Raw genomic sequence first — 23,670 nt, 5'->3', positions numbered from 1 at the left:
GTGAACATGGACGCAGTACGTCCCGACCTCGGCACGCGGATGCGTGAGCGGCTCATCGGCCGTCCCGGCTCGCTCAACACCCGCCTGCGCACGCGGCGGATGATGATGTTGCTGGAGCGTTTCCCCGACCTGGAGCGGATGGAGATCATCGACCTCGGCGGCACGGTGCGCACCTGGACCCGCGCGCCGAAGCGGCCCGCGCACGTCCACCTGGTCAACTTCGAGCCGCCGGTGGACGAGGTGCCCGACTGGGTCACCGTGGAGATCGGCGACGCCTGCGACCTGCCCGGCCACCTCGCCGGCCGGCGCTTTGACATGGCCTTCTCGAACTCGGTGATGGAGCACGTCGGCGGGCACGAGATGCGCAGGCGGTTCGCCGACTCGGTGCACCGGCTGTCCGACCGCCACTGGGTGCAGGTGCCCTACCTGTACTTCCCGATCGAGCCGCACTGGGTCTTTCCGATGTTCCAGTTCCTGCCGCTGCCGTTGCAGACGGCACTGGCCGCGCGGTGGCCGCTGTCGTGGGGGACGCGGCCGGGCGACCGTGCCGAGGCGCTGCCCATGGTGCTGGAGATCGAACTGCTGAGCCGCACCCAGATGCGGCACTACTTCCCTGACTCCACGCTGCTCGCCGAGCGTTTCGCCGGGCTCACCAAGTCGCTCATCGCCTGCCGTGCCGGTTGAGGCCAGGGCACGAGACGGTCGTCAGGGAGCCGGCGTCCCGTCGGTGTGGGGGAGGATCTCGACGACGCCCGCCGGGGCGCCGGCCTTCCCGATGCGGTAGGCGAACGATCCCGCCGTGTCGAAGACGTGCGTGTACGAACCCCCGGGCTGCACGTCGCCCGAGGGTTCGCTGCCGTCGATCAGCCGGACGGAGATGGTCTTCGCGGTCTCGTTGCGCCACGTGATCGTCTCACCGGTGCCCGCGATGAGCTGGTGGGGCACCGGCCCCTTCGCCGTGACGCGCACCGTTCCGCCCGCGGCGATCTGGTCGGAGGTGGCTCGCGGAAGCGGGGAGGAGGTCACGTCGCGCACCCGCGCGGGAAGGGACCGCTCCGCCTCGCCGACCGCGCATCCGGTCACGGCGAGAAGGCCGCTCATCGCCATCGACATTGTGATCAGCCGTCGTCTCATAGGACGGCACTATCCCGCCGAAAAATGCCACCCCCTCATCCGTAAAGTGCTTATAAGGTAAACAATCCACGAAGTCATGGAAGGAAAAGAAGAATCCGGAATATGTGTATTTATAGCCTCGTGTTCTCGCGGCGGACACGCGGGGTTAGTTGGCGGCGAGCCGGGCCGCATTGATGATCCCTGTGGTGCCGCGCCGAACACTCCCGCTCCTCGCGACGGAATGCTCGTGCCCAACCGCGGTTCGCTGTTTTCACAGGATCGAGGATTCATGTCCAGCGAAATCAATGCCCGGAAGTCCCGCATGGGGGGTATGGGCAAGCGTGCCGCCGCGATGATCACCATGATCGTCGCGGTCTGCGCGTTCGCCCTTCCCGCCTCGGCGCTTCCTCCCTTCTCCGACGGCAAGTTCAACTTCACGATGACCGGCGCGGGGTCGGACACGACCTACTTCGCCATGCAGGACCTGGACGCGCTGTTCAACCAGTCGCCGGGCTGCAACCTGACGGTCCCGCCGGCGACCCCGCAGTGGACCTGTCTCGCCGACACGACCACCACGGTCACCACCGAGAACTACGACCACGAGATGGCGGTCGAGCACTTCCCGCAGGGCTCCTCGGCGGGCCTGCGCATGCTGTGCCAGGAGAACGACGGCCTGACCGGCACGATCTACTACAGCTACGCGCGGTCCTCCTCGGCGCCCGCCAGCGTTCCCAGCGAGTGCAAGAACGCCCAGGACCCGCTGACCTACGTCGGCTGGGCCAAGGACGCCATCGCCGTGCCCAAGTGGAAGGGCGGCGCGTCCGACGCCGTCGCCAACCTGTCCGTGGCCCAGCTCAAGGAGATCTTCCTGGGCACGGGCCCCGGCGGCTGCTCGCGCAACTGGAGCGAGTTCGGCGGAGCCAGCGCGCCGATCCTCGTGCACGGCATCCAGACCAGCTCCGGCACCTACTCCGCGTGGTCGTCCTTCCTCGGCGGCGACCCGAACACCTGTGTCTCCGCCACCGGCGGCAAGACCCTGTTCGAGAACAACTGCACCCCGATCAACAACCTCCCCACCGCCGACCGCGGCCGCTCGATCTGGGCCCTGTCGTACGGCAAGTACTCCACCGGTGAGGCGGACTGCAGCCCCAGCGGCACGGCGCTGATCAGCGTGGGCGGCGTCACCCCGTCGGCCACCACCATCCAGGACGGCACCTACCAGTTCAACCGCACCCTGTTCAACGTCATCCGCCGCAACGGCCCGCCCTGGATCGCCGGCTACGTCGGTCCCAACGGCTGGCTGTGCAAGCCCAACGCCCTCCACAGCAAGCCCAGCAGCGACCCCAACCCCGGAACCCCGAACGACAACGTGGACCGCAACTGGGGCGTGGCCATCGACCAGGCCATCACCGGCAACGGCTTCGTGAAGATCCGCCCGACCGGCGACAAGTGCGTCACCTTCGACGTCAACTGACAGCCGCCTCTCGCGTCACCCTTCCGGGCCGGGCTCTCGCGAGCCCGGCCCGGTTCCCGCGCGTTCCCCGCCCGCAGTGCAAGGAGGACCTCGTGTACGGCTTCGTCGTCGGCACCGGACGTTGTGGCTCGACGCTCGTCCACGAGGTGCTGGCCCGGCACCCGGACGTGGGGTTCGTCTCCAACCTCGACGACCGGTACGCCCGCTGTCCCCGCTGGGTGCGCCGGCGCAGCGGTGCGATCTACCGCAGGGTGCCGCCCCGGCTGACCGCCAAGGGCCGCCTTCGCTACGCGCCCTCAGAGGCGTACTCCGCGCTCGCCCGCGAGGTGTCGCCCCTGCTCGTCGACCCGTTCCGCGACCTGCTCGCCTCGGACGTCACGCCGTGGCTCGCCGCCCGCACCCGGGCCTTCTTCGAGTCCCGCGCCGCCGCGGAAGGCGCCCCCGCCTACCTCCACAAGCTCACCGGCTGGCCGAGGGCGGGATTCCTCGGCGAGGTCTTCCCCCGGGCGCGGTTCGTCCACGTCGTCAGGGACGGGCGCGCGGTGGCGAACTCGTGGTCGCAGATGCCCTGGTGGCGCGGCCACCTCGGCCCGGACGGCTGGCACTTCGGACCGCTGCCCGAGCGGTACCGGCGGGAGTGGGACGAGGCGGGACGATCCCATGTCCACCTCGCCGGGATCGCGTGGAAGCACCTGATCGACGCCTACGACCTGGCCCGCGAGGCACTGCCCGCCGAAGCGTGGCTGGAGGTGCGGTACGAGGACGTCGTCGCCGACCCGCGCGAGCACCTGGAGATCATCCTGGACTTCCTCGGGCTGTCCTGGACGCCCGGCTTCGAGCGCGGGTTCGCCAGGCACACCTTCGCCGCCGGCCGCACCGAGGCCTTCCGCCGTGACCTCACCCCGGACCAGGTCGGACTGCTCGACCGCTCGCTCGCCGCCCACCTCGGACGGCACGGCTACGCGAGCTGAGCCGCCAGGGTGGCCGGGCCGCGCGAGCGGGGCCGCCAGGGAAGCGGCGCCACGCTAGCCGGGTGCTCCGGGCCGCGGATCTCAGTTGAGCCGGTGCCGATCGGCGCGGTCGCCGCGCTCGATCACCCGTACGTCACCCGGGGCCACCTCGACGCGCGGGGGCCCGGAGGCCACGCGCATGGCGGAGACATGGCGCGAGGGGCTCAGGTGAGCCACGGGACGGCGCTGACGCAGTAGCTCGCGCAGCACCAGGATGACCACCGCGAGCAGGGCCCCGATCCCTCCGGCCATGGCCGAGGCGCGGGCGGCGAGCGGAGCCTTCCCGACCTCCACCCCCTCGGCGGTCACCGGGGTGATGGACGCCTTGGACTGGGTCAGCCGCGCCTCGGCCTGGCGCAGGTTCTGCTGCACCTGGATGAGGTAGCGGTTGGCCTGGTCGGCCTCGTTCTGGGCCGACATGAACGGCACGATGTCCCGCGTCAGCCGCGAAAGCTGCGCCTGCCTGTCGTTGATCGCCTGGAGGATGTCCGCCTTGTCGCGGACCCCGGTCGGCGCCGTGAGCTCGGACCGCAGCCGGGTGATCTCCGCGTAGAGCACCCGGTACTGGTCGGGGGCCAGTCCGTTCTTGCCGATGGCCTTCGCCAGGGCCTTGGCGCGGTCCTGGGCGGCCCGCTTCGCCCCTTCGGCGTCTGACTTCGCCCGTTCGACGTAGGGCCGCATCAGCTCGTCCACCGCGGCGACGGACGCGGCCTTCGTGACCACCGCGGCCTTCCCGGGATCCGTCCCGACGAAGACGACCTGCACCACGGCCCCGCGTTCCTTGCCGTTGTCCAGCCTGGTCGTGGACAGCCCCCCGGTCACCGAGTCCGCGTCCGCGCCCGTCTCGCGCGCCACCCTCGCGGTCACGGTGGAGGAGGTGACGAGCGCGCGGAAGGTGGCGATGCTCTGCTCGGAGACGGCCGGGCCCGCCGCGTCCGAGGGCGCGGCCACCTGCAGCTCGACGACGTGCCGGTAGGTGGAGGGCTGGACGGCCGCCCAGCTCGCGCCGCCGACCGCGGCGACGACGGGGATGGCGGCCAGCGGCAGGATGATCCCGCGATACCGCCGCCCGTATTCGGAGAGTTCCATCGTGTCTCCTCGGGAGGGTCGTTGGATGGGCTTGAGAAGCGCGTTGTGGAACTGCCGGGTCCAGAGCACCGCTCCGGCCAGGTTGGCGAGCCCCAGGCCCGTCACCGCCCCCACCGCCCCGGCCAGCAGCCCCCCGGCCACGCCGCAGCCGATGGTGAGCGGTACGAGCGCGAGGCGCACCGCCGGGCTGCGGCGGTTGTCGCCCAGGGCGCGCAGGCCCACGATGGGGCCGGTCATGGCGGCCACCCCGGCGTAGATCAGGGCCGTCGGGAGGAGTACGGCCTGGGCCTGGCCCCACGACCCGCCGACCAGTGCCTCGCCCAGCCCGTCGGGAAAGACCAGGGTGAGCGCCGCGTAGCAGGCGGACAGCACGATCAGCGCGCCCGACTGCGCGACCACCGTGGCGCGCAGCGTCGTGAGTGAGCGTCTCGCCGCGCCCACCGCCTGCGGGATCGCCACCAGGCTGCCGGCCTGGAGCACGACGTTCAGCGGGCCGTACACCACCTCGGCGGCGCGGATCGCGCCGAGCGTGGGCAGCCCGCTGACCCAGCCGACGGCGAGCAGGGCCAGGTTGCGGCCTCCGACGCGGGCGAGGAACTCCACGGTGTAGGCCGGGAGCAGGTCACGGTTGCCACGGATCCAGCCCCCCGCGCCCAAGGGGGCGGGCAGCAGGCGGGCCTGCGCCGACCCCGCGAGCGCCGCGACGGTGGCCGAGGCCGCCCAGGCCGTCACCAGGCCGCCCAGGCTGGGGCGGCCCGACATGAGCACCCAGCCGACGCCCGCGACCTGGCCGCCCGCCCAGATCAGGTCGTTCAGCATGGCCTGCCAGGGGCGGCCCGCGGCGATGAACGCGAACCGCCAGGCGTCCTTGAGCAGCAGCCCCGGCAGGAAGATCGCCAGCGGGACGATCGCCTCGGCCACCGCGGCCCCGTACAGCGGCCGGGCGGCCAGCAGCAGGGCGCAGCCGACGAGCCCGATCACCAGCGAGAGCCCGGTCGACCGCCGGGTGCCCAGCCGGTGCTCCTCCGCGCTCACGTGGCTGAACCGCACCAGCAGGGGCTCGGACACGACCGTCCGCGAGAAGCCCAGGATGATCATGTAGAACGTGTTGGCCACCGCGAACGCGCCCAGAGCCCAGATGTCCACCTCGCGGGCGACGACCACGGTGAGGGCGATGCTGGTCGCGCTGGCCAGCGCCTGGTCGGCCAGCCCCCATGCCGTCTTCGGGGAGAACGCGAGCCTGCTGCGGCGAATGGTGGCCTCCACGGTTCAGAACGTCGAAGGGATCAGGCGCGCGAGTGCCTCGAACCAGATCAGCGCCGTGGCCAGCAGTGCCGGAGTGGTGATCAGATAGGTCGACGTCCGCCGCCACCGGCGGTAGAGCACCAGCGTGCCCGTGAGGATGCCGAAGAACACCGCGCCCCAGCCGAGGGTCGGCCACCACGCGGAGGGATCGCGTCCGAGGCCCAGCTCGTCCACCGCGACCCCGTTGTCGTCATGGGTCTTCAGGGACGCCGCCTGGCCGTCGAGCCGGGCGACCACGGCGAGCCGCCCGCCGGGCCGGTCCCCGTCCGAGGTGGTCAGCAGCGTGAGCCGGTTGACCGTCGTCGCCTGGGACAGGAAGTCCTGCTCGCCGGTCCTGGCCCGCATCGTGGTCTCGACGGTGTAGGCGAACCGGCCCTCCTGAGTGGTGACGACGATCTTGTCGCCCTGCTTGAGCTCGGTGACGCGGGCCAGCGGGGCTCCGTAGAGGTTCCGGTGGCCGGCCAGCACCGCGTTGCCGACCTGGCCCGGCATCGGCGACGGGCGGTAGTGCCCGATGCCCGACCGGAGCTCCGCGGTGCCGGTGCCCTGGACGACGGCCTCGCGCACGCCGATGCCGGGGATCTCCAGCAGGGCGATCGGCTCGTCGCGCGCCGGGATCGCCGCCAGGTTCCTGTCCCCGGCGACGGGAGCGGCGGCGATCGCCGCGGCGACCTTGAACTTCTCGTTGAGCTGGTCGATCATGACCCGCTGGTTCCGCTCGTAGGTCAGGTGGCCGAACAGGGAGCCGTACAGGGAGAAGGCGATCAGCAGCGCTCCCATCACGGTCAGCCCGGTCATCGAGACCCCGCCGAGCCGCCGTACCTCCGGGGGGAGCCCGTTGACCAGGTCGCGCAGGCTCCGGCGCTTGGGGGCGGGCGCCTGCGGCACGAACTGCGCCGTCGCGCCGGGCATGCCGTACCCCGGGGGTACGGCGTGGACCGGCGTCGCGGGGTACCCGGCGGGCACGCCGTATCCGGCCGGCTGGACGTATCCCTGTGGCACGCCGTAGCCCACCGGCGGGCCGTACCCGGATGGCGGGCCGTACCCAGGAGGCATGCCGGGGAGCGGGGGGACGAGGTGGGCCGGGGCGAGCTGCGCCCACTGCCCGGGGGCGACCTGCACCCATGGGGCCGGGCCGTACGGCATGGGGGACGGCGGCCGCGCGGGAGCGGAGACCGAGCCGAGGCGCAGCAGGACGTTGTCGTAGCGCGAGCGCAGGGCGGCGGCCGACGCCCTGCCCGCGGTGTCGTGGGGCGCGACGGTGAGCTCCAGCTGCCCGAGCAGCACGGACGCCGAACCCGCCAGGACCAGGGCGTTCGCGTGCCCGGTTCCGTCGCCGGTGCCCGACAGGCGGGCGACGATCTCCTCCAGCCGCTGGACGGCCTGGTCCGCCAGTTCCATGGCGGCGGCGTACGGCGCCTCGCCGCCTGTGGTGTCCAGCGGCGTCACGGCCTGAGGTCCGATGCGGGCGGCATGGTCACGGTGGTGGCGGCGTGCGCGGTTTGCGCGGTGTGCGGGGCCTGCGCGGTGTGCGGGGCGGGCGCCGCGGCCGGGGCGGGGGCCGGGCCCGCGTCAGGACGGGTACCGGCCGCGGGGGCCGGCTTGGACCGTATCCGCCACAGCAGGTAACCGCGCCACGTGCCGCCCAGTGAGAGGGCGACCGCGCCGAGGATCAGCAGCATGCTGGTCTGGATCACCCAGGAGGGGGCCGGAATCGTGCCGCCGCGCACGCTGCCCTCGTTCGCCACCGGCTGGGGGGCCGAGTTCGTGTCGGCGACCGGGCTGAGCTGCGGCTGCGGCTGCGGGCCCGCCGAGGGCGGCCCGCCGGGGTCCTGGGGGCCGGTGGTCACGGGGGCGCCGGTGGGCTGTGAGCCCGCGGAACCGCCCGCGCCCGGCGGCGTCGTGGCGCCGGCGCGGGTGGTCCTGGTGGCGGACGGGGCCGCGAGAGGACGGTGGGTCTTGGTCACCGTGACGGCCGGCGTGGGCTTCGGCTTGGCGCTCCCGTCCAGCAGGGCCGCGCCGGTGTCCTCGGGGCCGGGCGTCCCGCTCTCGGAACCGCCGTTCCCCCCGCCGCCGTTCCCGCCATTACCGCCGCCGCCCGTGTCGCCGCCGCCGGCGTCGGGCCGCGACGTCGTCGGCGTGGGGCTCGGCGAAGGGGTGGTGAGCAGCATGTCGGCCACCTGGACCGCCTGGTCGCGGAGCGCCTGGGGGAGCGGCGCGCCGCCGAGCTCCTCGACCCGGGCCTGCGCCTTGTCGCTCACCGCGTACTTGACGAACAGCGACAGCGCCTTGCGCTTCTCCAGCGGCAACGGGTTCTGGCCGTTCGCGTCGGCCTTCGGGACGGCGATGTAGTGGACCATCGGCAGCGAGTACGCCGCCGCGTTCCCCTTGTCGTCGAAGACCGCCGTGTAGGTCCCGTCGTCGTTCTTCCTCATCGACGAGAACGCGGCGAGGATCGACTCCTTGGTCGGCTTGACGTACTTGCCCGCGGCGTTCTTCAGCGCGGACACCCCGAGCGGGAATCCGCGTTCGGCGAGCGCCTTGACCTCGGTGATGTCCACGTAGCCGAGGGCCGCCCTCTGGTTCCTGAGGGTCTTGGCGTTCGGGTCCGGCTTGCCCTCCTGGTCGAGCTTGGTCAGGTCGCCGAACTGCGTCGCGACCTGCCGGGCGGTCTCGGCACCGCTCTGGGTGCCCCGGGTCCCCGCCGCGCCCGCGAGCAGTTCGAGACCGCCCGGATCGCTGTTGGGGAACTCGCGCTTGAACAGGTCGGCGGGGATGTTGGCCGCGAGCCACGAGGACAGCACCTGATTCTGGGCCGACTGGCCGAGGCGGAAGATGCTGACGACGTCTCGGGGAGGGAGCTCGCAGCCGTGGTTGTCCACGCTGAACAGGGACTTCTGCCCGAGAGCGCTCCAGCCGCTGGTGTAGTCGTTCAGGTAGGCGAGTGGACCGCTCCCGGGGGCGGAGGCCTGGCCGAGCATCCACGCCAGGGTGGTGGGGCTCAGGCGTGCCTCGCGGATCGGGCGGCCGGCGATCTCGACCTCGTTCGCCACGGCGAGCGCGGTGAGCGAGATGGGGGCGTACGCCACCTCACCCCCCGCCGTGTCACGGTCGTAGGGGATGCCGGTGACCGAGAAGTCGGCGCCGCGCTCGAACGCGCTCTGGAATCCCGCCTTGAGCGTGCCGGCCCCCTGGACGGAGGTGGTGCGCGAGAAGCTCACGTCGGCGGCCTTCGGCAGGGCGCGGACCTCGGTCAGCCAGGTCTCGAAGGCCGTGACGACGTTGGAGGCGCCGCTGCCGTGGATGATGTCGCCCACGCGCTCCCCGGCGATCGGGTCGAGCGGGGGTGGCGGCTTCTCCGTGGGGAAGTCCGGCGACACCAGCGCGGGCACGGCGGCGGTGACCGGTGCTCCGTCGCCGCCGGGGGCGAACCCGAGGTTCTCGCTCACCGCCGCGCGGGCCGGTTCCTCGATGCCCTCAGGCGGCGTCTTCTGCGGAAGCAGGGCCGGCGTCGGCGTCGTGACGTAGTCCAGCGGCTGCTGCCACTCGCACTCGCTCGCGATCACGACGCAGGGGGCGTACTGCGAGTTGCAGGTGAAGGGGTAGTTCGCCGTCACGCCGCCGCTGGCGTTCTCGTACACCGTGGAAGGCGTCATCGTGCCCTGCCTGACGGTCAGGGTGGCCGCACCGGTGCCGTCCGCCTTGGTGGCGCCGGACTGGCGGATCTGGTGAGCGCACCACTGGAACGGGTGCCAGGTCTTCCAGCCGTAGGCCTCGCCGTCGTACACCGACCACGCGCGGACGGGATCGACGCACTGGGTGAGCACGACCGACGAGTTCGGCGTGAAGCCCTTCCAGCGGACGTTCACCTCCTGCGCGGCGCCGAGCTTCTGGGCGGGGACACCGTCCACCCTCGCGCCGCCGTCGGCCGTCCACACCTCGACCGAAGGGGTCTCCTCCGCCGCGCGGGCCGTGGACTGGACCGCGACAGGGGTGACCGCCAGAACCGCGGAACTTCCCGTCACGGCGACCACCAGCAGTGCCCAACGTCTACGTCGCAACACGTCCGCATCTCCTATATCCAGAAACGGGGGACGTGCGTCAACGCGCGCAGTTCCCCCCGTATAGGGAAGCGCCCTGAACTTCCCCCGGACAATGGCTGCGGCCATTCGTCGGGGTGCCGTCCGGAGTCGTTCATCCGGCATTCCATCCCTGGAAACAACCTCAAAAGGCCTCGAAACACCGAAGAAAAGGTGTCGGGCACGTGCCCGCGCCCGTTCATCCCCCGTTCTCGCACCGGCCATGGGCCTGGCTCGACACTGGCGACGGACCTCGGGAAACGCAGATGACCGGGAAATCCGCCCACGCATTCACCACACGCCTATGAGGGGATCGACGTGCAGCCAACTGGCCCCGAGGGGTCGGTCACGAGTGAAATGCCCGAGACGGGGCCGCACGCTCAGGAACCGCGAAAGCTGGAAGCCCGCCTCACCGACGCCGATCGTCTCTACCGGGCCTTCGTCGCCTCGGGTGCCGGGGCCACCCTGGTGCTGATCACCCTCATCGGCGTCTTCCTGCTGATCGGGGCGTTACCCGCGCTAAGGACGGCGGGGCTGTCGTTCCTCACGACGCAGCCCTGGGCGCCCGACGGCCAGCCGCCGAAGTTCGGCGTCGCCGCGATGATGTTCGGCACCTTCGTCAGCGCCGCGGTGGCGATGGTGATCACCGTGCCGGTCGCGGTGTGCACGTCCCTCTTCATCAACGAGTACGCACCCCGGGCCATTCGCCGGGGGCTCACGTCCCTGGTCGACCTGATGGCGGCCATCCCCAGCCTGATCTTCGCGATCTGGGGCCTGTTCCTGCTGGTGCCGCTGCTCCAGCCGATCGAGGACTGGGCCGTCGCGCAGTTCGGCGGGTGGATGCCCCTGATGGAGGCCTCGGCCACGGGAGGGTCCTTGTTCAACGCGGGACTGATCATCGCCTGCATGGCGATCCCGATCACCACCTCGATCATCCGTGAGGTGCTGGCACAGGCGCCGAGGCACGAGTGCGAGGGCGCCCTGGCCCTGGGCGGCACCCGCTGGGGGATGATCACGGCGGTGATCCTCCCGTTCGGCAAGGGCGGCATCATCGGCGGCTCGATGCTCGGACTCGGCCGCGCGCTCGGGGAGACCCTCGCCGCGACGCTCATCCTGTCGATCGCCTTCGAGATCAAGCCCAGGATCCTGGAGAACGGCGGCATCACCGTGGCCAGCGGCATCGCCATCGAGTTCAGGGACGCGCAGGAGATGGGGCTCAGCGCGCTCATGGCCGCCGGGCTCGCGCTGTTCCTGGTCACCTTCGCCATCAACATCCTCGCGGCCCTGGTGGCCAACAGGTCACGCCCGGGAGCGGGCAGGTGACCGCGCCGGAGACCAAGGCGCTGCCCATCGCCCCGGGGACGGGGGGACGGCGGCCCGCCTCGGGCGCCGGCACCGGGCCGTCCCGGACGGCGCAGCCGAGGCGGCGGCCCAGGGCGTGGCGCTGGAGCGACGTGCTGGAGACGGCCGGCGCGCTCGCGGCCGCGTTCTTCCTGACGTGGCTGCTGTTCACGCGGCTGCTGCCGTTCCGGGTCATGCCGGTCGCGTTCGCCGTGGCCTGGTACGCGCTGTTCCTGCCGATCCACTGGTTCGTGACCAAGGACGGCCAGGGCCGGGCGGTGGCCAAGGACCGGCTGGTCACGGTGCTGATCGGCACCGGGGCGGCGTTCGCCTTCACGCCGATCGTGTTCGTGGTCGGGTACGTCGCCTACCGGGGTCTCAAGGTGCTCGGCCCGAGCTTCTTCACCGAGACCATGCAGATCGTCGGCCCGCTGTCGAAGGCGACCGAGGGGGGCGCCCTTCACTCGATCATCGGCACCCTGGAGCAGCTGGCGCTCGCCACGGCCATCGCGGTGCCCCTTGGGGTGCTCACCGCCGTCTACCTCAGCGAGATCCAGGGCCCGCTCGCCCGGCCCGTGCGGCTCGTCGCCGACGCCATGACCGCGCTGCCCTCGATCGTCGCGGGCCTCTTCGTCTACTCCCTGCTGATCAAGCCGCACCTGTGGTTGCAGTCGGGGATCCTCGGCAGCCTCGCGCTGGCCATCCTCATGCTCCCCACGGTGACGATCACCGCCGAGCAGGTGCTCCGCGTCGTGCCGGGGAGCCTGCGCGAGGCCGCGCTGGCGCTCGGCGCGCCGTACTGGCGCAGCGTGCTGATGGTGGTGCTCCCGACCGCGAGGGCGGGCCTGGCGACCGCCGTGATCCTCGGCATGGCTCGCGTGGTGGGTGAGACCGCGCCCGTGCTGATGACCACGGGCGGCACCACGGTGCTGAACACCAACCCGTTCGCGGGACACCAGGACAACCTGCCGCTGTTCGTGTTCACGCAGATCAGGAGCTCGCAGGAGACCCAGGTCGAGCGGGCCTGGGGCGGCGCGCTGATCCTGCTGATCGTCGTGCTGCTGCTGTTCGTGCTGGCGAGGATCGCCGGCTCGGCGGGCTCCGGCCGGCGCAGGGTCCGTTTCCCCGGCCGTGGCGGGCAGCGCCGTGGCCGCTGAAGGCATATCCGGAGCGGAGAGGACCGACCTGATGACCGTGCCAGACGTCGAGCACACCAGGCCCATCCCCGAGGCGGCCGCCGGCCCCGTCGGCGGCGTCCTGGAAGGCGTGGACGTGAGCTGCTGGTTCGGCTCCCGCAAGGTGCTGGAAGGTGTCAACATCAAGATGGACGCGGGGGTCGTGACCGCGCTGATCGGGCCCTCCGGGTGCGGCAAGTCCACCTTCCTGCGCACGCTCAACCGCATGCACGAGCTGGTGCCGATCGCCACGCTCGCCGGGTCGGTGCTGCTCGACGGCGACGACATCTACGGAGTCGGCCTGCGCCTCACCGAGGTGCGCCGCCGCATCGGCATGGTGTTCCAGAAGCCGAACCCGTTCCCCGCGATGACGATCGCCGACAACGTGGCGGCGGGCCTGAAGCTGACGGGGACCAAGGTGCGCGACCGCGACCAGCTCATCGAGGCCAGCCTGCGCAGGGCGGGCCTGTGGAACGAGGTGCGCAACCGGCTCGACGCCCCCGCGGGCGGCCTGTCGGGCGGCCAGCAGCAGCGGCTCTGCATCGCGAGGTCCCTGGCCGTCAGCCCCGACGTGCTGCTCATGGACGAGCCGTGCTCGGCCCTCGACCCCACGTCCACCAGGCGCGTCGAGGAGACCATCCTCGAACTGAAGGACCAGGTCACGATCGTCATCGTCACCCACAACATGCAGCAGGCGCAGCGCGTCTCGCAGCACTGCGCCTTCTTCCTCGCCGCCGAGAACGAGCCCGGGCGGGTCGTGGAACAGGGCCCCACAGAGCAGATCTTCTCGGATCCCGAGGACCCGAGAACCGCCGACTACGTCAACGGCCGGTTCGGCTGAGCCGCCGGCGAGTTCTGGAGCACAGGAATGCGAATCCGCCGTCGAGGCACCCGCCTGCTCGTGGTGCTGATGCTGATGATCCTGCCCGCGTCGCTGGGCGCCGCCCCCGCGTGGGCCGCCTCGCCCGTGAACGGGTCAGGTTCCACCTTCGCCTACGTCGCGATCCAGCAGTGGATGTCCGACGTCGCCCGGTTGCAGGGGCTGAGCGTCAACTTCGCGCCCAAGGGGTCGACCCAGGGCCGGCAGGAGTTCGCCTCACGCCAGGCGGACTTCGCCTCCAGTGACGTCTCCTACAACTTCCCCGGCGGGCTCGGCGTCGAGCAGGATCCGCCCTTCAAGTTCACCTACATGCCGCTCGTCGCGGGCGGCACGGCGATCATGGTCAACCTCAAGGACAACGCGGGCAGGCCGATCACCGACCTCCAGCTCTCCGGCGGCCTCCTTGTGAAGCTGTTCACGCAGAACATGTTCTCGTGCGCCAACAAGGGCAGCGAGAAGGAGATCTTCTGGGACGACCAGGCGATCAAGGACGACAACCCCGGCCTCGAGGCACGGCTGCCGCACGTACGGGTGCGCCCGGTCGTCCGCGCCGGCGGCTCAGGCACCACGGCCGTGTTCACCGACTACCTGAACCAGATGGACCCCGGCCGGTGGAAGGCCTACATGCAGGGCGTGGGCGGCAACCCCAACGGGTGCTCCACCGAGAAGTCGTCCAAGTGCACCGACCAGGTGTGCGGCCCGACCGACGTGTGGCCGAACCGGCCGGACACCGACCTGGTGGACGGTTCCGACCGCGTGGCGATCCAGGTGAAGAACGGCAACGCGAGCTGGGGCTGGATCGGATACGCGGAGTACGCCTACGCCATCCAGCTCAACGTGCCGGTGGCGAAGATCAAGAACGCCGCGGGGCAGTACACCCTGCCCACGGCCTGCAACCAGGCGATCGCCCTCACCGCCGCCGAGCGGAACGGCGACGGCACGTACAAGCTCGACAACGTGCACACGCACCCGCACCCGAGCGCTTACGCGATCTCCAGCTACAACTACATCATCGTCCCCACCGAGGGGTTCGACGCCGGCAAGGGCGAGACCCTGGCGAAGTTCGTGCTCTACTCCATCACCGACGGCCAGAAGAACGTCGACCAGATCGGCTACTCACCGCTGCCGTCGAACCTGATCAAGCAGGGTTTCGACGTGCTCGGCCAGGTGCCGGGCCACCCTGCGGTTCCCGGAAACCCTGACACGTGGGGCAAGTTCTACGAGAACCTGCAACTGCCGGACGGGAAGAAATGCGGCCAGGTGGGTGAGCAGACCGCGAACGATCCCCCTCCCGCGCAGAACGACAACAGCGGGAACAACAACCAGAACAACAACAACAACCAGCAGAACAACGACGACAACAAGAAGGACGACAAGGGCGCGGGAAGCCCCAGCCCGACGCCGAGCGCGAGCGCGACCACGAAGGCGCCGGGACCCAAGCCCAGCAAGACGCCCAAGGCCACCACCGGCCCCAAGGCGAGCACCGGCCCCAAGGCCACCACCGGACCCACGGCGGACACCGGTCCCCAGGCCACCGCCGGCCCGTCCGCGTCCGGCTCCGCCACCCCCGGCGAGACGACGAGCGGCGGCGGCGACCCCGGGACCACCACGCCCGGCGCCACCGGGGGCGACGCCACGGTGGCCGTCGACCAGAACGGCCAGCCCATGCCCGAGACGCCCGGTTCGACGGGCAACGGGCTGATCGATCCCACCCTCGCCGCCGGGGCCGCCCGTGAGATCGACACGGTGGCGTCGTCGATCGGCACGCCGTGGACGCTGTTCGGGCTCGCGGTGACGATGCTGGCCATCGTGTTCGCGCCGATGATCCTGGCCGGCGTCCGCCGCCTCGTCCGCGTGGGCCGCCCCGGTGAGTGAGAGATGAGGATCAGAACCCCGCTCGCCGGCCTGGTGGCCTTCGCGGTGGCCGCCATCGGGCTGGTGGCCGCGGCCGTCCCGCCTGCGGCGGCCGCCCCGTCCGGCACGATCGCCGAGCCCGCGGCCGACGGCGCCCTCTATACGCGCGCGCCCATCCTGGTGCGCGGCACGCTGAGCGGCGCTACCCAGACGGTGGTGGCCGTCCAGGACAGGGTCAGCAAGCTCTGGTGGCACGCCGACGGAAGCTGGGGCGACTACGAAGGGCAGCAGGCGGCCCTGGACGCGGGCTCGTGGAGCTTCACCTGGCCGAGCCCCGAGCCCGGCGACTACCTCGTCCAGGCCAAGGCGGTGGCCTCCGACGGGTCCTACGACCCTGCCCTGCCGTACCGGAGGTTCACGGTCGTGGACCTTCCGGCGGCGCTGGCCGCCCCCGCCGGGTTGATCGCGGAGCCGGCCCCGGGCGGCATCGTCCCCGTTGGGCAGAAGACGACCATCCGCGGCGTCGCGCAGGCGTCCGGCGGAGTCGTGTGGGCCGGCGTGACGATCCTCGACAGGGCGGCGCACGCCTGGTGGCACGCCGACGGCACCTGGGGCGCCTACGAGCGGCAACCCGTCACGATCGGCGCGTCCGGTGCGAGCAGGGTGGCGTGGTCCTTCGACTGGACCCCGCCGAAGGACGGTGACTACCTGCTGGAGGTGGCGACCCGGGACGCGGGAGGGGTGACGGCCGTCTCGCCGTCGGTCGTGTTCGCCGCGGACGGCGCGCCCCCCTCGGTCACGGCCGCCGGGCAGGCCTCCTACCCGGTCCAGCACCCGATCACCTGGACCGGCAGCGCCTCCGACAACCGGGGCGTCGTCTCGGTCAGCGTGGCGATCTACGACCGGGCCGCCAAGCTGTGGGCGCGCGACGACGGCACCTGGGGGGACTACCAGTCCAGGCCCGCGACGCTGACCGGGCCGGACGGCGGCATGCCCTGGACGGCGTCCTCGACGGGGCAGTTCGCCTTCAGCCAGGTCGGCTGGACGTTCACCTGGACGCCGCCACGTCCCGGCGACTACGGCCTGTCGGTGTACGCCACCGACTCGATCGGACTGCTCGACACCGCGCATCCGTGGCTGCCCTTCACGGTCACCGCGCCCGGCCAGGACGCCGAACCGCCCGTGGGAGAGGTGACCGCGCCGCTTCCCGACCAGGGCTTGACCTCGCCCGGCATCCGCGTGGCCGGCACGGTCACCGACGACGTCGCCGTCGACAAGGTCCGCGTCGGCGTCCAGAACAGGGACACCGGCAAATGGTGGCAGGCGGGCGGCACCTGGGGCGAGACACCGGGCTGGGCGGTCGCGACGCTCACCGGATCCACCTGGTCCTACCAGTGGGAGGCCCCGGCCGCCGGTCACTACAGCGTCACCGTGCGGTTCGCCGACAAGGCGGGCAGGGAGAGCTCCCGCTGGCGGGGCTTCGACCACGACCCCGGCGCCGACGGCAGGTACGTCACCCTGCTCATGTCCCGCTCGCAGTGGAGCGCGGTGGACAGGGCCTGCCGCCCGCTGCGCGGGGCCGTGAAGCTCGACGAGGTTGCCCGCGAGTTCAAGGCGCGGGGCTTCCCCGCCAGCGGGACCGTCGTGGTCGACCGCACCCTGGACCAGAACCGCCAGTGCCTGGCCGGTTTCGTCGACTACGCCAACTGGGCCGACCTCGCCACCCTCCGTGACCAGTACGGCTGGACGTTCGTCAGCCACGGCATGGGCTACCGGAACGTGACCACGCTGACCCCCGAGCAGCAGCGGGCGGAGTCGTGCGGATCCCTCGCCCCGCTGGCGAGCCGCGGCCACACCCGGGCCTGGGGGCTGTTCGCCTACCCCGACGACCGGCTCACCACGCAGATCCAGCAGGACGTCGTCTCCACGTGCTTCGCCTTCGGCCGGAAGTACGGCAACGGCGTCACCAGCCGGTCCGACCTCGCTCCGCCGTACTTCCAGAACACCTGGAGCCTGCCCGCCGGCAGGTGCGACGACCCGTCGTTGCTGTGCAACCGCTGGGTGCCGAGCGTCACAGGGGCCAACGACTACCGCTACACCTCGCCCGACCAGCTCGCGGAGTTCCTCAGGGGCTACCCGGGCAGGTGGCGGGTGCTCCAGGCGTACCGGTTCATGCGGGGCAAGCGCATCGTGGACACCGGGCAGGGCGAGTCGTGGGACTGCACCGGAACGAGCTGGCGCGGCCACTGGACGGGCGGCGCCGAGGCGTACTGCCTGAACGACTTCCTCACCGCCCTGCGCATGGCGGGCGGGCAGGCGACCGTCACCGATCCCGCCGCGGTCGCCGGCGCCTGGGGCCGTGGCGACCGGACCGCTCCGTGAGAGGACTCCTATGACCGCTTCCGACACCCAGGACGGCGCCGCCGGTCCGGGCGTGGTGACCTACGCGGCCACCCGCCACCCGCGTGCCGTGTGGTGGAGCGCCGGCCTCGGGATGAGCCTGGCGAACGCGGTGCGGCACCGGTTGCGCGGCTACCGCACCCCCCGCCCGTTCGGCGCGGACGACGTCGAGCGCAACGTCGACTACGTCATCGGGGTGGCCGACCGGTGGGCACGGGACGGTGATCTCGACTTCACCGGCCGCAGGATCCTGGAGCTCGGCCCCGGGCCGGACCTCGGCACCGGTGCGATCATGCTCGCCCGCGGCGCGGAGTCCTACACCGCGGCCGACCTGTTCCCGCTGGCGTCCGGCACCGGCCAGGCGTTCTACGAGGCGCTCGGCGCCCGCCTCGGCGGTCCCGTGGAGCGCGACCGGCTCTCCTACCGGGTCACCGCCTTCCCCGGCATGCCGGACCTCCGTGGCCCGTTCGACCTGGTGGTGAGCAACGCGGCGCTGGAGCACTTCGACGACGTCCCCGCGACGTTCGCACGGCTGGCCGAGCTGGTCGCCCCGGGCGGCGTCATGTGCCACCACATCGACGGCATGGCGCACATGCGCGGCATCCGGTCGCGTGACCCGCTCAACCTGCTGCGCTACCCGGCCCCGCTCTACCGGGCGATGAGCTTCCCCGGCATCCCCAACCGGCTGCGGGCGCGGGACTTCCTCGCCTACGCCGCCGCGACCGGCTGGAGCGCCAGGATGGTGCCCGGACTGGTCGCGCCCGCGGCGTACGTCGAGGCGGCACGCCCGGGCCTCACCCGCGAGTACCGGGCTCGTGACGCCGAGGATCTCGCGCTGCTGACCTTCACCCTCGTCGCCAGGCGGCAGGCCGCACCCAAAACAGTGAGCACCCCCAAAACAGTGAGCACCCCCAGAACAATGAGCACCCCCAGAACACTGAGCACTCCAGCAACGCGATGAAAGGCCGGGCTCCGAGGAGTCCGGCCTCTCGTGGGGTGGGGCTTCAGTTCGCGGGCGGGGCCGACTCGGCCTCCGCCGTCATCTGGGGGGTGACCGTCGGCGGCAGGGGGTCGGTGGGCGCCGGAGAGCACTGCGGGCACGGGTCCGGAGTCGGGTCCGCCGTCGGGGTGCGGGTCGGCTTGACGGTCGGCTTCGCGGTCGGCTTGGTGGTGGGCTTCGTCGGCGTGGGCGTCGGGGTGGGCTTCGGCCTGGTGGTCTGCTCCGGCTGGGAGTCGCCCGTGCCCGAGGGGCAGGGCTGGTCCGGCTCCTGCCCAGGCTCCGCCGTCGGCTGCACCGGGGTGGTGCAGTCGTTGCCAGGGGAGACCGTCGGGGTGGGTGTCGGAGTGGTGAGCGGCGTCGTGGCGATCGTCGGGCTGGGCTCGGCACGCTGGCTGCCGCCGGCCGGGGGCTGGACGCCGTTCCACGGCCTGCGCGTGCTCGACTCGTCAGGCGGCGACGTGTCCCACTGAACCTGGGTGATGCGCTGGTCCGTGCTGATGTGCTCGCGCAGCGGCGGCACGATCATCACGACCGTGGCCGCCACCAGGACGGCGCCGCACGCCGACGCGGCGGCTCGCCACCAAAAGACACCCCGCAGGCCACGCTGGTCGATGCGGGTGCGGATGATCTGCAGTCCTTCTGCGGAGGGCACGACAGAATCCGCCTCCGCGCGCAAGACACGGCGGAGGACCTCGCCGTACTCGTCGGGGGACTCGGTCATGACAATTGCTCCAGTACGGTGCGTAAGGCGGCCATGCCGCGGGCTGTGTGGCTCTTCACCGCACCCTTGCTGATGCCCATGGCGCTGGCGATCTCAGCCTCGGAGAGGTCGCCGTAGTACCGCAGCACCAACGCCTCGCGCTGCCTGGTCGGGAGCCCGCGGAGCGCCTCGATGACGGCGGACCGCTCGAGCTCTCCTATGGCTCCGTTCTCCGCGCTCGGGGCGTCGGGGAGGCCCTTGGGGGCGTACTTCTCCACGACGGCACGATGACGGAGCACTGAGCGCGATCGGTTCACGACCGACTGGCGCAGGTAGGCGAGTGCCTTGTCGGTGTCACGCAGGCGGCGCCATGCCCCATGGAGGGCGACGAACGCGTCCTGCACGACTTCCTCAGCGGTGGCGCTGTCACGCACCAACAGCATGGCGAGACGCACGAGCGACCGATAGTGGGCGCTGTAAAGCGCCGTAACGGCCATGTCGGCGTCCCATCCGACGGGCACCGCCCCCATCGACCTTTCGGCCACGAGGGTCTCGGTGGTCACATCTGTTGGACGCACGGCCTTCCCAGAGGGTTTACTCTCTGCCGGTTCTTTAGGGGGCATGACCCAGTTGTGTCCTCGCCGGTGGCCTCGCCGACACTGACCGCTATCTGACGCTGAAGTGTCGCACACCAACCCTAGCCGCGAGGATCTTTCGACGGGACCACCTAGGTATTACCGATTGGCAACAGAGGTGACTACCCTTCAGGCGTGACAGACTGCCTGTTCTGCAAGATCGTGGCCAAGGAGATCCCGGCCGCGATCGTCTACGAGACCGACCGCACGGTGGCCTTCCGCGACGTGAACCCGCAGGCCCCGACGCACGTGCTGGTGATCCCCAAGGGGCACTACGAGAACGCCGCGGTGCTCGCCGCGGCCGACGACGGGCTCGCCGACGAGGTGCTCAAGACGGCCCACGCGGTCGCGGTCCAGGAGGGCGTGGCCGACGACGGCTACCGCCTGGTGTTCAACACCGGCCCGCAGGCCGGTCAGACCGTCTTCCACGTGCACGGCCACCTGCTCGGCGGCCGGGCCATGCACTGGCCTCCGGGCTGAGCCCGGCCCGGATACGATGGCCTTAGCCAGCGGCGCGGTCGGGCCGGATGCCAGGCGACTGCACGGTCATCCGAGCGAGCGCGACAGACAAGTACACCAGGCCGGGAGGCGAGCAGGCCGCAGGGCCGCCCATGTCCGAGTCACACGAATCCCGCAGCGCGCCGAACGGCGCGCAGACCAGCGAACCGCCGCGCGTCAAGGGCCCGTCACGCACGCAGGCCAAGGTCGTCATCCCGGACCAGTACTCCATGGTGAGCATTCTCGGCTCCCGTGACGAGCTGCTGCGGGTCATCGAGGCCTCGTTCCGCGCGGACGTCCACGTCCGTGGCAACGAGATCACCATCAGCGGAAGCCCGGAGGAGAGCAGCCTCCTGGTGCGGCTCTTCGAGGAGATGGTCGAGCTCGTCAGGTCCGGGGCCCAGCTCACCGGCGACGCGGTGGAGCGGAGCATCGCCATGCTCCGCATGAGCTCAGGCCGTCCCGCCGACGTGCTCTCCCTTGACATCCTGTCGGCGCGGGGGCGCACGATCCGCCCGAAGACCGTCAACCAGAAGCGTTACGTCGACGCGATCGACAAGCACACGATCGTCTTCGGCATCGGCCCCGCGGGCACGGGCAAGACCTACCTGGCGATGGCCAAGGCGGTGAAGGCCCTCCAGAACAAGGACGTCAACCGCATCATCCTCACCCGGCCGGCGGTCGAGGCGGGTGAGCGGCTCGGCTTCCTGCCCGGCACGCTGTACGAGAAGATCGATCCCTACCTGCGCCCGCTCTACGACGCGCTCCACGACATGCTCGACCCCGACTCGATCCCGCGCCTGATGGCGGCGGGCACCATCGAGGTGGCGCCGCTCGCCTACATGCGCGGGCGCACGCTCAACGACGCCTTCATCATCCTGGACGAGGCGCAGAACACCTCGCCCGAGCAGATGAAGATGTTCCTCACCCGCCTGGGCTTCGGGGCCAAGATCGTCGTAACCGGCGACGTCACCCAGATCGACCTCCCCGGCAGCACAGAGAGCGGTCTGAAGGTCGTCCAGGATATCCTGGAGGGCATTCCGGACATCCATTTCAGCAGGCTGACGAGCGCGGACGTCGTGCGGCACAAGCTGGTGAGCGACATCGTCGACGCCTACAGCCGTTACGACCTCGCGACCGCCGAGCCTCATGCCATCAAGGGCGCCAAGCGCCCCCGGGGGAGATAAGAAACACCATGAGTATCGAGGTGGCCAACGAGTCGGGCGTGGAGATCGACGAGTCCTCGCTCGTGAAGCTGGCCGGTCACGTGCTCGGGCGCATGGGCATCCACCCGCTCGCCGAGCTCTCCATCCTGATCGTGGACGAGGCGGCGATGTCGCAGCTCCACGAGCAGTGGATGGGCGAGCCCGGGCCGACGGACGTGCTCGCCTTCCCGATGGACGAGCTGCGGCCGAGCCCGGGCGGTTCACGCCAGGAGGGCGACGCCCCGCTCGACCCGGCACTTCTCGGAGACGTCGTGCTGTGCCCGCAGGTCGCGGCCAAGCAGGCGGCGGAGGCCGGCCACGGCACCCGCGACGAGCTTGAGCTTCTTTGCACGCACGGCATCCTTCACCTCCTCGGCTACGACCACGCCGAGCCGGACGAGCACGCGGAGATGTTCGGCCTCCAGGGCGAGCTGCTCGACGCGTGGCGGGAGGTGCGGCGGGAGCCGTGAGTTCCCCCAGCGGGTGGTTGCTGTCAGCCGCCCTTCTGATCTTCATCGGCGGCCTCCTGGCCAGCGCCGAGACGGCTCTCGCGCGCATCTCCCGGGTGCGCGCGGAGGAGTTCGCGCGCAAGGGGCGGCGCGGCGCGCAGCGCCTCCAGGCGATCGTCGCCGACCCGCCCCGCTACCTCAACCTCCTGCTGCTGCTCCGGCTCAGCTGCGAGCTGATCGCCACGGTGATCGCGACGCTGCTGTTCATCGACTGGCTGGGCGACGAGGGGCAGGCCTACGCCGCGGCGGCGGGCGTCATGATCCTGATCAGCTACGTCATCGTCGGGGTCTCGCCGCGCACCCTCGGCCGCCAGCACGCCGAGCCGGTCGCGCTGGCGAGCGCCCCCATCGTGTACGGGCTGACGCGCATCTTCGGGCCCCTTCCCAAGCTGCTCATCCTGCTCGGCAACGCGCTGACGCCGGGCAAGGGCTTCAGGGACGGCCCGTTCACCTCCGAGGCCGAGCTGCGCGATCTCGTCGACCTGGCCGAGGAGCGCCGGGTCATCGAGCCCGACGAGCGCCAGATGATCCACTCGGTCTTCGAGCTGGGCGACACCCTGGTACGCGAGGTGATGGTGCCGCGCACCGACATGGTCTTCATCGAGCGCGGCAAGACCCTCTCCCAGGCCATGTCCCTGGCGCTGCGCAGCGGCTTCTCCCGCATCCCCGTCGTCGGCGAGAACGAGGACGACGTGGTCGGCATCGCCTACCTCAAGGACATCGTCCAGCGGGTGCACGAGTCGACCGCGAGCGGCGACGCCGAGCGTGAGAAGGTCGGCTCGCTGATGCGCCCGGCCACCTATGTGCCAGAGAGCAAGCCGATCGACGAGCTCATGCGCGAGATGCAGGCACGGCAGATCCACCTCGCCATCGTGATCGACGAGTACGGCGGCACCGCCGGCCTGGTCACCATCGAGGACGTCCTCGAGGAGATCGTCGGTGAGATCGCCGACGAGTACGACCAGGAGGCGCCGCGCGTCGAGTGGCTCGACGACGGGAGCGCCCGGGTGACCGCGCGGCTTCCCGTGGACGAGCTGGGCGAGCTGTTCGACATCGAGCTGGAGGTCGACGACGTCGACACGGTGGGCGGCCTGCTGGCCCACGCCCTCGGCCGGGTCCCCATAGCCGGGTCCCGCGCCACCGTCGACGGCCTGAGCCTGACCGCCGAGAGCACCGCCGGCCGCCGCAACCGCATCAGCACGGTCGTCGTGCACCGAGTGGTCCCCGCCGAGGACGTCGCCGTGCACGCCTCCGCCGACCGCGAGTGACGTGTCGGCCGTCTGGTTGCCGGTGCTACCGCCCTGCCGCTCGATCGGCGAGATCGCCGAGTTCTACGGTGCGCTGGGCTTCACCCGGACCTACCGTCAGGTTCGCCCGAACCCGTACCTCGCGCCGGCCCGCGC

Annotated in this window: 19 protein-coding genes; 13 read left to right on the top strand and 6 right to left on the bottom strand. The window is 71.3% G+C overall.

Annotation, left to right across the window (positions count from 1 at the left end; genetic code table 11):
* Positions 1-6: 6 nt before the first annotated feature.
* On the top strand, positions 7-684 hold the full coding sequence (locus OG589_RS25490; protein ID WP_405140237.1) for a hypothetical protein: 678 nt from the start codon (positions 7-9) through the stop codon (positions 682-684).
* A gap of 21 nt (positions 685-705) precedes the next feature.
* On the opposite strand, the gene OG589_RS25485 is transcribed toward OG589_RS25490, so the two are convergent.
* Positions 706-1,134, bottom strand: coding sequence for a hypothetical protein (locus OG589_RS25485; RefSeq protein ID WP_405140235.1), 429 nt, complete (start codon positions 1,132-1,134; stop codon positions 706-708).
* Positions 1,135-1,444: 310 nt separating this feature from the next.
* Here OG589_RS25485 and OG589_RS25480 point away from each other — a divergent pair, with 310 nt between their 5' ends.
* A complete protein-coding gene (locus OG589_RS25480) occupies positions 1,445-2,587 on the top strand; it encodes a substrate-binding domain-containing protein (RefSeq protein ID WP_405140233.1) in 1,143 nt (380 codons plus the stop codon).
* Positions 2,588-2,679: 92 nt separating this feature from the next.
* Positions 2,680-3,558 (top strand): sulfotransferase family protein, encoded by an 879-nt coding sequence (locus OG589_RS25475; protein WP_405140231.1) that lies wholly within the window; start codon positions 2,680-2,682, stop codon positions 3,556-3,558.
* 81 nt (positions 3,559-3,639) lie between these two features.
* Here OG589_RS25475 and OG589_RS25470 read toward each other — a convergent pair whose 3' ends face one another.
* The 3 genes from OG589_RS25470 to OG589_RS25460 are packed head-to-tail and all read right to left on the bottom strand — an operon-like array spanning position 3,640 to position 10,052.
* Entirely contained in the window at positions 3,640-5,952 is a 2,313-nt protein-coding gene (locus OG589_RS25470) for a hypothetical protein (RefSeq protein ID WP_405140229.1), read from the bottom strand.
* 3 nt (positions 5,953-5,955) lie between these two features.
* Positions 5,956-7,440: a sortase gene (locus OG589_RS25465; protein ID WP_405140228.1), complete on the bottom strand. Its 1,485-nt coding sequence runs from the start codon at positions 7,438-7,440 to the stop codon at positions 5,956-5,958.
* Entirely contained in the window at positions 7,437-10,052 is a 2,616-nt protein-coding gene (locus OG589_RS25460; protein WP_405140226.1) for a hypothetical protein, read from the bottom strand. Before OG589_RS25460 ends, OG589_RS25465 begins: the two co-directional genes overlap by 4 nt.
* Positions 10,053-10,388: 336 nt before the next feature.
* Between OG589_RS25460 and pstC the strand changes: the two genes are divergently transcribed.
* The 6 genes from pstC to OG589_RS25430 are packed head-to-tail and all read left to right on the top strand — an operon-like array spanning position 10,389 to position 18,681.
* Complete coding sequence (gene pstC / locus OG589_RS25455) at positions 10,389-11,393, top strand: phosphate ABC transporter permease subunit PstC (RefSeq protein ID WP_405140224.1); 1,005 nt, start codon at positions 10,389-10,391, stop codon at positions 11,391-11,393.
* A complete protein-coding gene (gene pstA, locus OG589_RS25450; protein WP_405140222.1) occupies positions 11,390-12,568 on the top strand; it encodes a phosphate ABC transporter permease PstA in 1,179 nt (392 codons plus the stop codon). Before pstC ends, pstA begins: the two co-directional genes overlap by 4 nt.
* 31 nt (positions 12,569-12,599) lie before the next feature.
* Positions 12,600-13,427 carry a phosphate ABC transporter ATP-binding protein gene (locus tag OG589_RS25445; RefSeq protein ID WP_405140220.1) on the top strand — a complete coding sequence of 276 codons (828 nt, stop codon included), beginning with the start codon at positions 12,600-12,602 and terminating at the stop codon, positions 13,425-13,427.
* Positions 13,428-13,454: 27 nt separating this feature from the next.
* Entirely contained in the window at positions 13,455-15,341 is a 1,887-nt protein-coding gene (locus OG589_RS25440; protein ID WP_405140218.1) for a substrate-binding domain-containing protein, read from the top strand.
* A gap of 3 nt (positions 15,342-15,344) precedes the next feature.
* The gene (locus OG589_RS25435) at positions 15,345-17,702 is read left to right on the top strand and encodes an Ig-like domain-containing protein (RefSeq protein ID WP_405140216.1); all 2,358 of its coding nucleotides are present in this window, start codon (positions 15,345-15,347) and stop codon (positions 17,700-17,702) included.
* A 10-nt stretch (positions 17,703-17,712) separates the two neighbouring features.
* Positions 17,713-18,681, top strand: coding sequence for a class I SAM-dependent methyltransferase (locus OG589_RS25430; protein ID WP_405140215.1), 969 nt, complete (start codon positions 17,713-17,715; stop codon positions 18,679-18,681).
* 43 nt (positions 18,682-18,724) lie between these two features.
* Here the strand turns inward: OG589_RS25430 and OG589_RS25425 are convergent, their stop codons facing one another.
* A complete protein-coding gene (locus OG589_RS25425) occupies positions 18,725-19,441 on the bottom strand; it encodes a hypothetical protein (RefSeq protein WP_405140213.1) in 717 nt (238 codons plus the stop codon).
* Entirely contained in the window at positions 19,438-19,950 is a 513-nt protein-coding gene (locus OG589_RS25420; protein WP_405152123.1) for a SigE family RNA polymerase sigma factor, read from the bottom strand. The genes OG589_RS25425 and OG589_RS25420 overlap by 4 nt, the downstream gene beginning before the upstream one ends.
* 240 nt (positions 19,951-20,190) lie before the next feature.
* Between OG589_RS25420 and OG589_RS25415 the strand changes: the two genes are divergently transcribed.
* The 4 genes from OG589_RS25415 to OG589_RS25400 all read left to right on the top strand — a co-directional run bounded on the left by OG589_RS25415 (position 20,191) and on the right by OG589_RS25400 (position 23,535).
* A complete protein-coding gene (locus tag OG589_RS25415; RefSeq protein ID WP_405140211.1) occupies positions 20,191-20,535 on the top strand; it encodes a histidine triad nucleotide-binding protein in 345 nt (114 codons plus the stop codon).
* 248 nt (positions 20,536-20,783) lie between these two features.
* Positions 20,784-21,740 carry a PhoH family protein gene (locus OG589_RS25410; RefSeq protein ID WP_405152122.1) on the top strand — a complete coding sequence of 319 codons (957 nt, stop codon included), beginning with the start codon at positions 20,784-20,786 and terminating at the stop codon, positions 21,738-21,740.
* 8 nt (positions 21,741-21,748) lie between these two features.
* Positions 21,749-22,228 carry an rRNA maturation RNase YbeY gene (ybeY, locus tag OG589_RS25405; protein ID WP_405140209.1) on the top strand — a complete coding sequence of 160 codons (480 nt, stop codon included), beginning with the start codon at positions 21,749-21,751 and terminating at the stop codon, positions 22,226-22,228.
* Entirely contained in the window at positions 22,225-23,535 is a 1,311-nt protein-coding gene (locus OG589_RS25400; RefSeq protein WP_405140207.1) for a hemolysin family protein, read from the top strand. The genes ybeY and OG589_RS25400 overlap by 4 nt, the downstream gene beginning before the upstream one ends.
* Positions 23,536-23,670: the final 135 nt, after the last annotated feature.

Source organism: Sphaerisporangium sp. NBC_01403 (assembly GCF_045040145.1).
Classification (GTDB): Bacteria; Actinomycetota; Actinomycetes; order Streptosporangiales; family Streptosporangiaceae; genus Sphaerisporangium; species Sphaerisporangium viridialbum.
The sequence above is the reverse complement of the archived record's forward strand: the minus strand, read 5'-3'. Positions and strand labels throughout refer to the sequence as shown.

What these genes read in the sequence shown, in the direction of transcription:
- OG589_RS25425 (WP_405140213.1), bottom strand. Translation starts at nt 19,441, where the DNA reads ATGACCGAGTCCCCCGACGAGTACGGCGAGGTCCTCCGCCGTGTCTTG.
- OG589_RS25410 (WP_405152122.1), top strand. Translation starts at nt 20,784, where the DNA reads ATGGTGAGCATTCTCGGCTCCCGTGACGAGCTGCTGCGGGTCATCGAG.
- OG589_RS25485 (WP_405140235.1), bottom strand. Translation starts at nt 1,134, where the DNA reads ATGAGACGACGGCTGATCACAATGTCGATGGCGATGAGCGGCCTTCTC.
- ybeY (WP_405140209.1), top strand. Translation starts at nt 21,749, where the DNA reads ATGAGTATCGAGGTGGCCAACGAGTCGGGCGTGGAGATCGACGAGTCC.
- OG589_RS25445 (WP_405140220.1), top strand. Translation starts at nt 12,600, where the DNA reads ATGACCGTGCCAGACGTCGAGCACACCAGGCCCATCCCCGAGGCGGCC.
- OG589_RS25435 (WP_405140216.1), top strand. Translation starts at nt 15,345, where the DNA reads ATGAGGATCAGAACCCCGCTCGCCGGCCTGGTGGCCTTCGCGGTGGCC.
- OG589_RS25430 (WP_405140215.1), top strand. Translation starts at nt 17,713, where the DNA reads ATGACCGCTTCCGACACCCAGGACGGCGCCGCCGGTCCGGGCGTGGTG.
- OG589_RS25490 (WP_405140237.1), top strand. Translation starts at nt 7, where the DNA reads ATGGACGCAGTACGTCCCGACCTCGGCACGCGGATGCGTGAGCGGCTC.
- OG589_RS25440 (WP_405140218.1), top strand. Translation starts at nt 13,455, where the DNA reads ATGCGAATCCGCCGTCGAGGCACCCGCCTGCTCGTGGTGCTGATGCTG.
- OG589_RS25420 (WP_405152123.1), bottom strand. Translation starts at nt 19,950, where the DNA reads ATGGGGGCGGTGCCCGTCGGATGGGACGCCGACATGGCCGTTACGGCG.
- OG589_RS25480 (WP_405140233.1), top strand. Translation starts at nt 1,445, where the DNA reads ATGGGCAAGCGTGCCGCCGCGATGATCACCATGATCGTCGCGGTCTGC.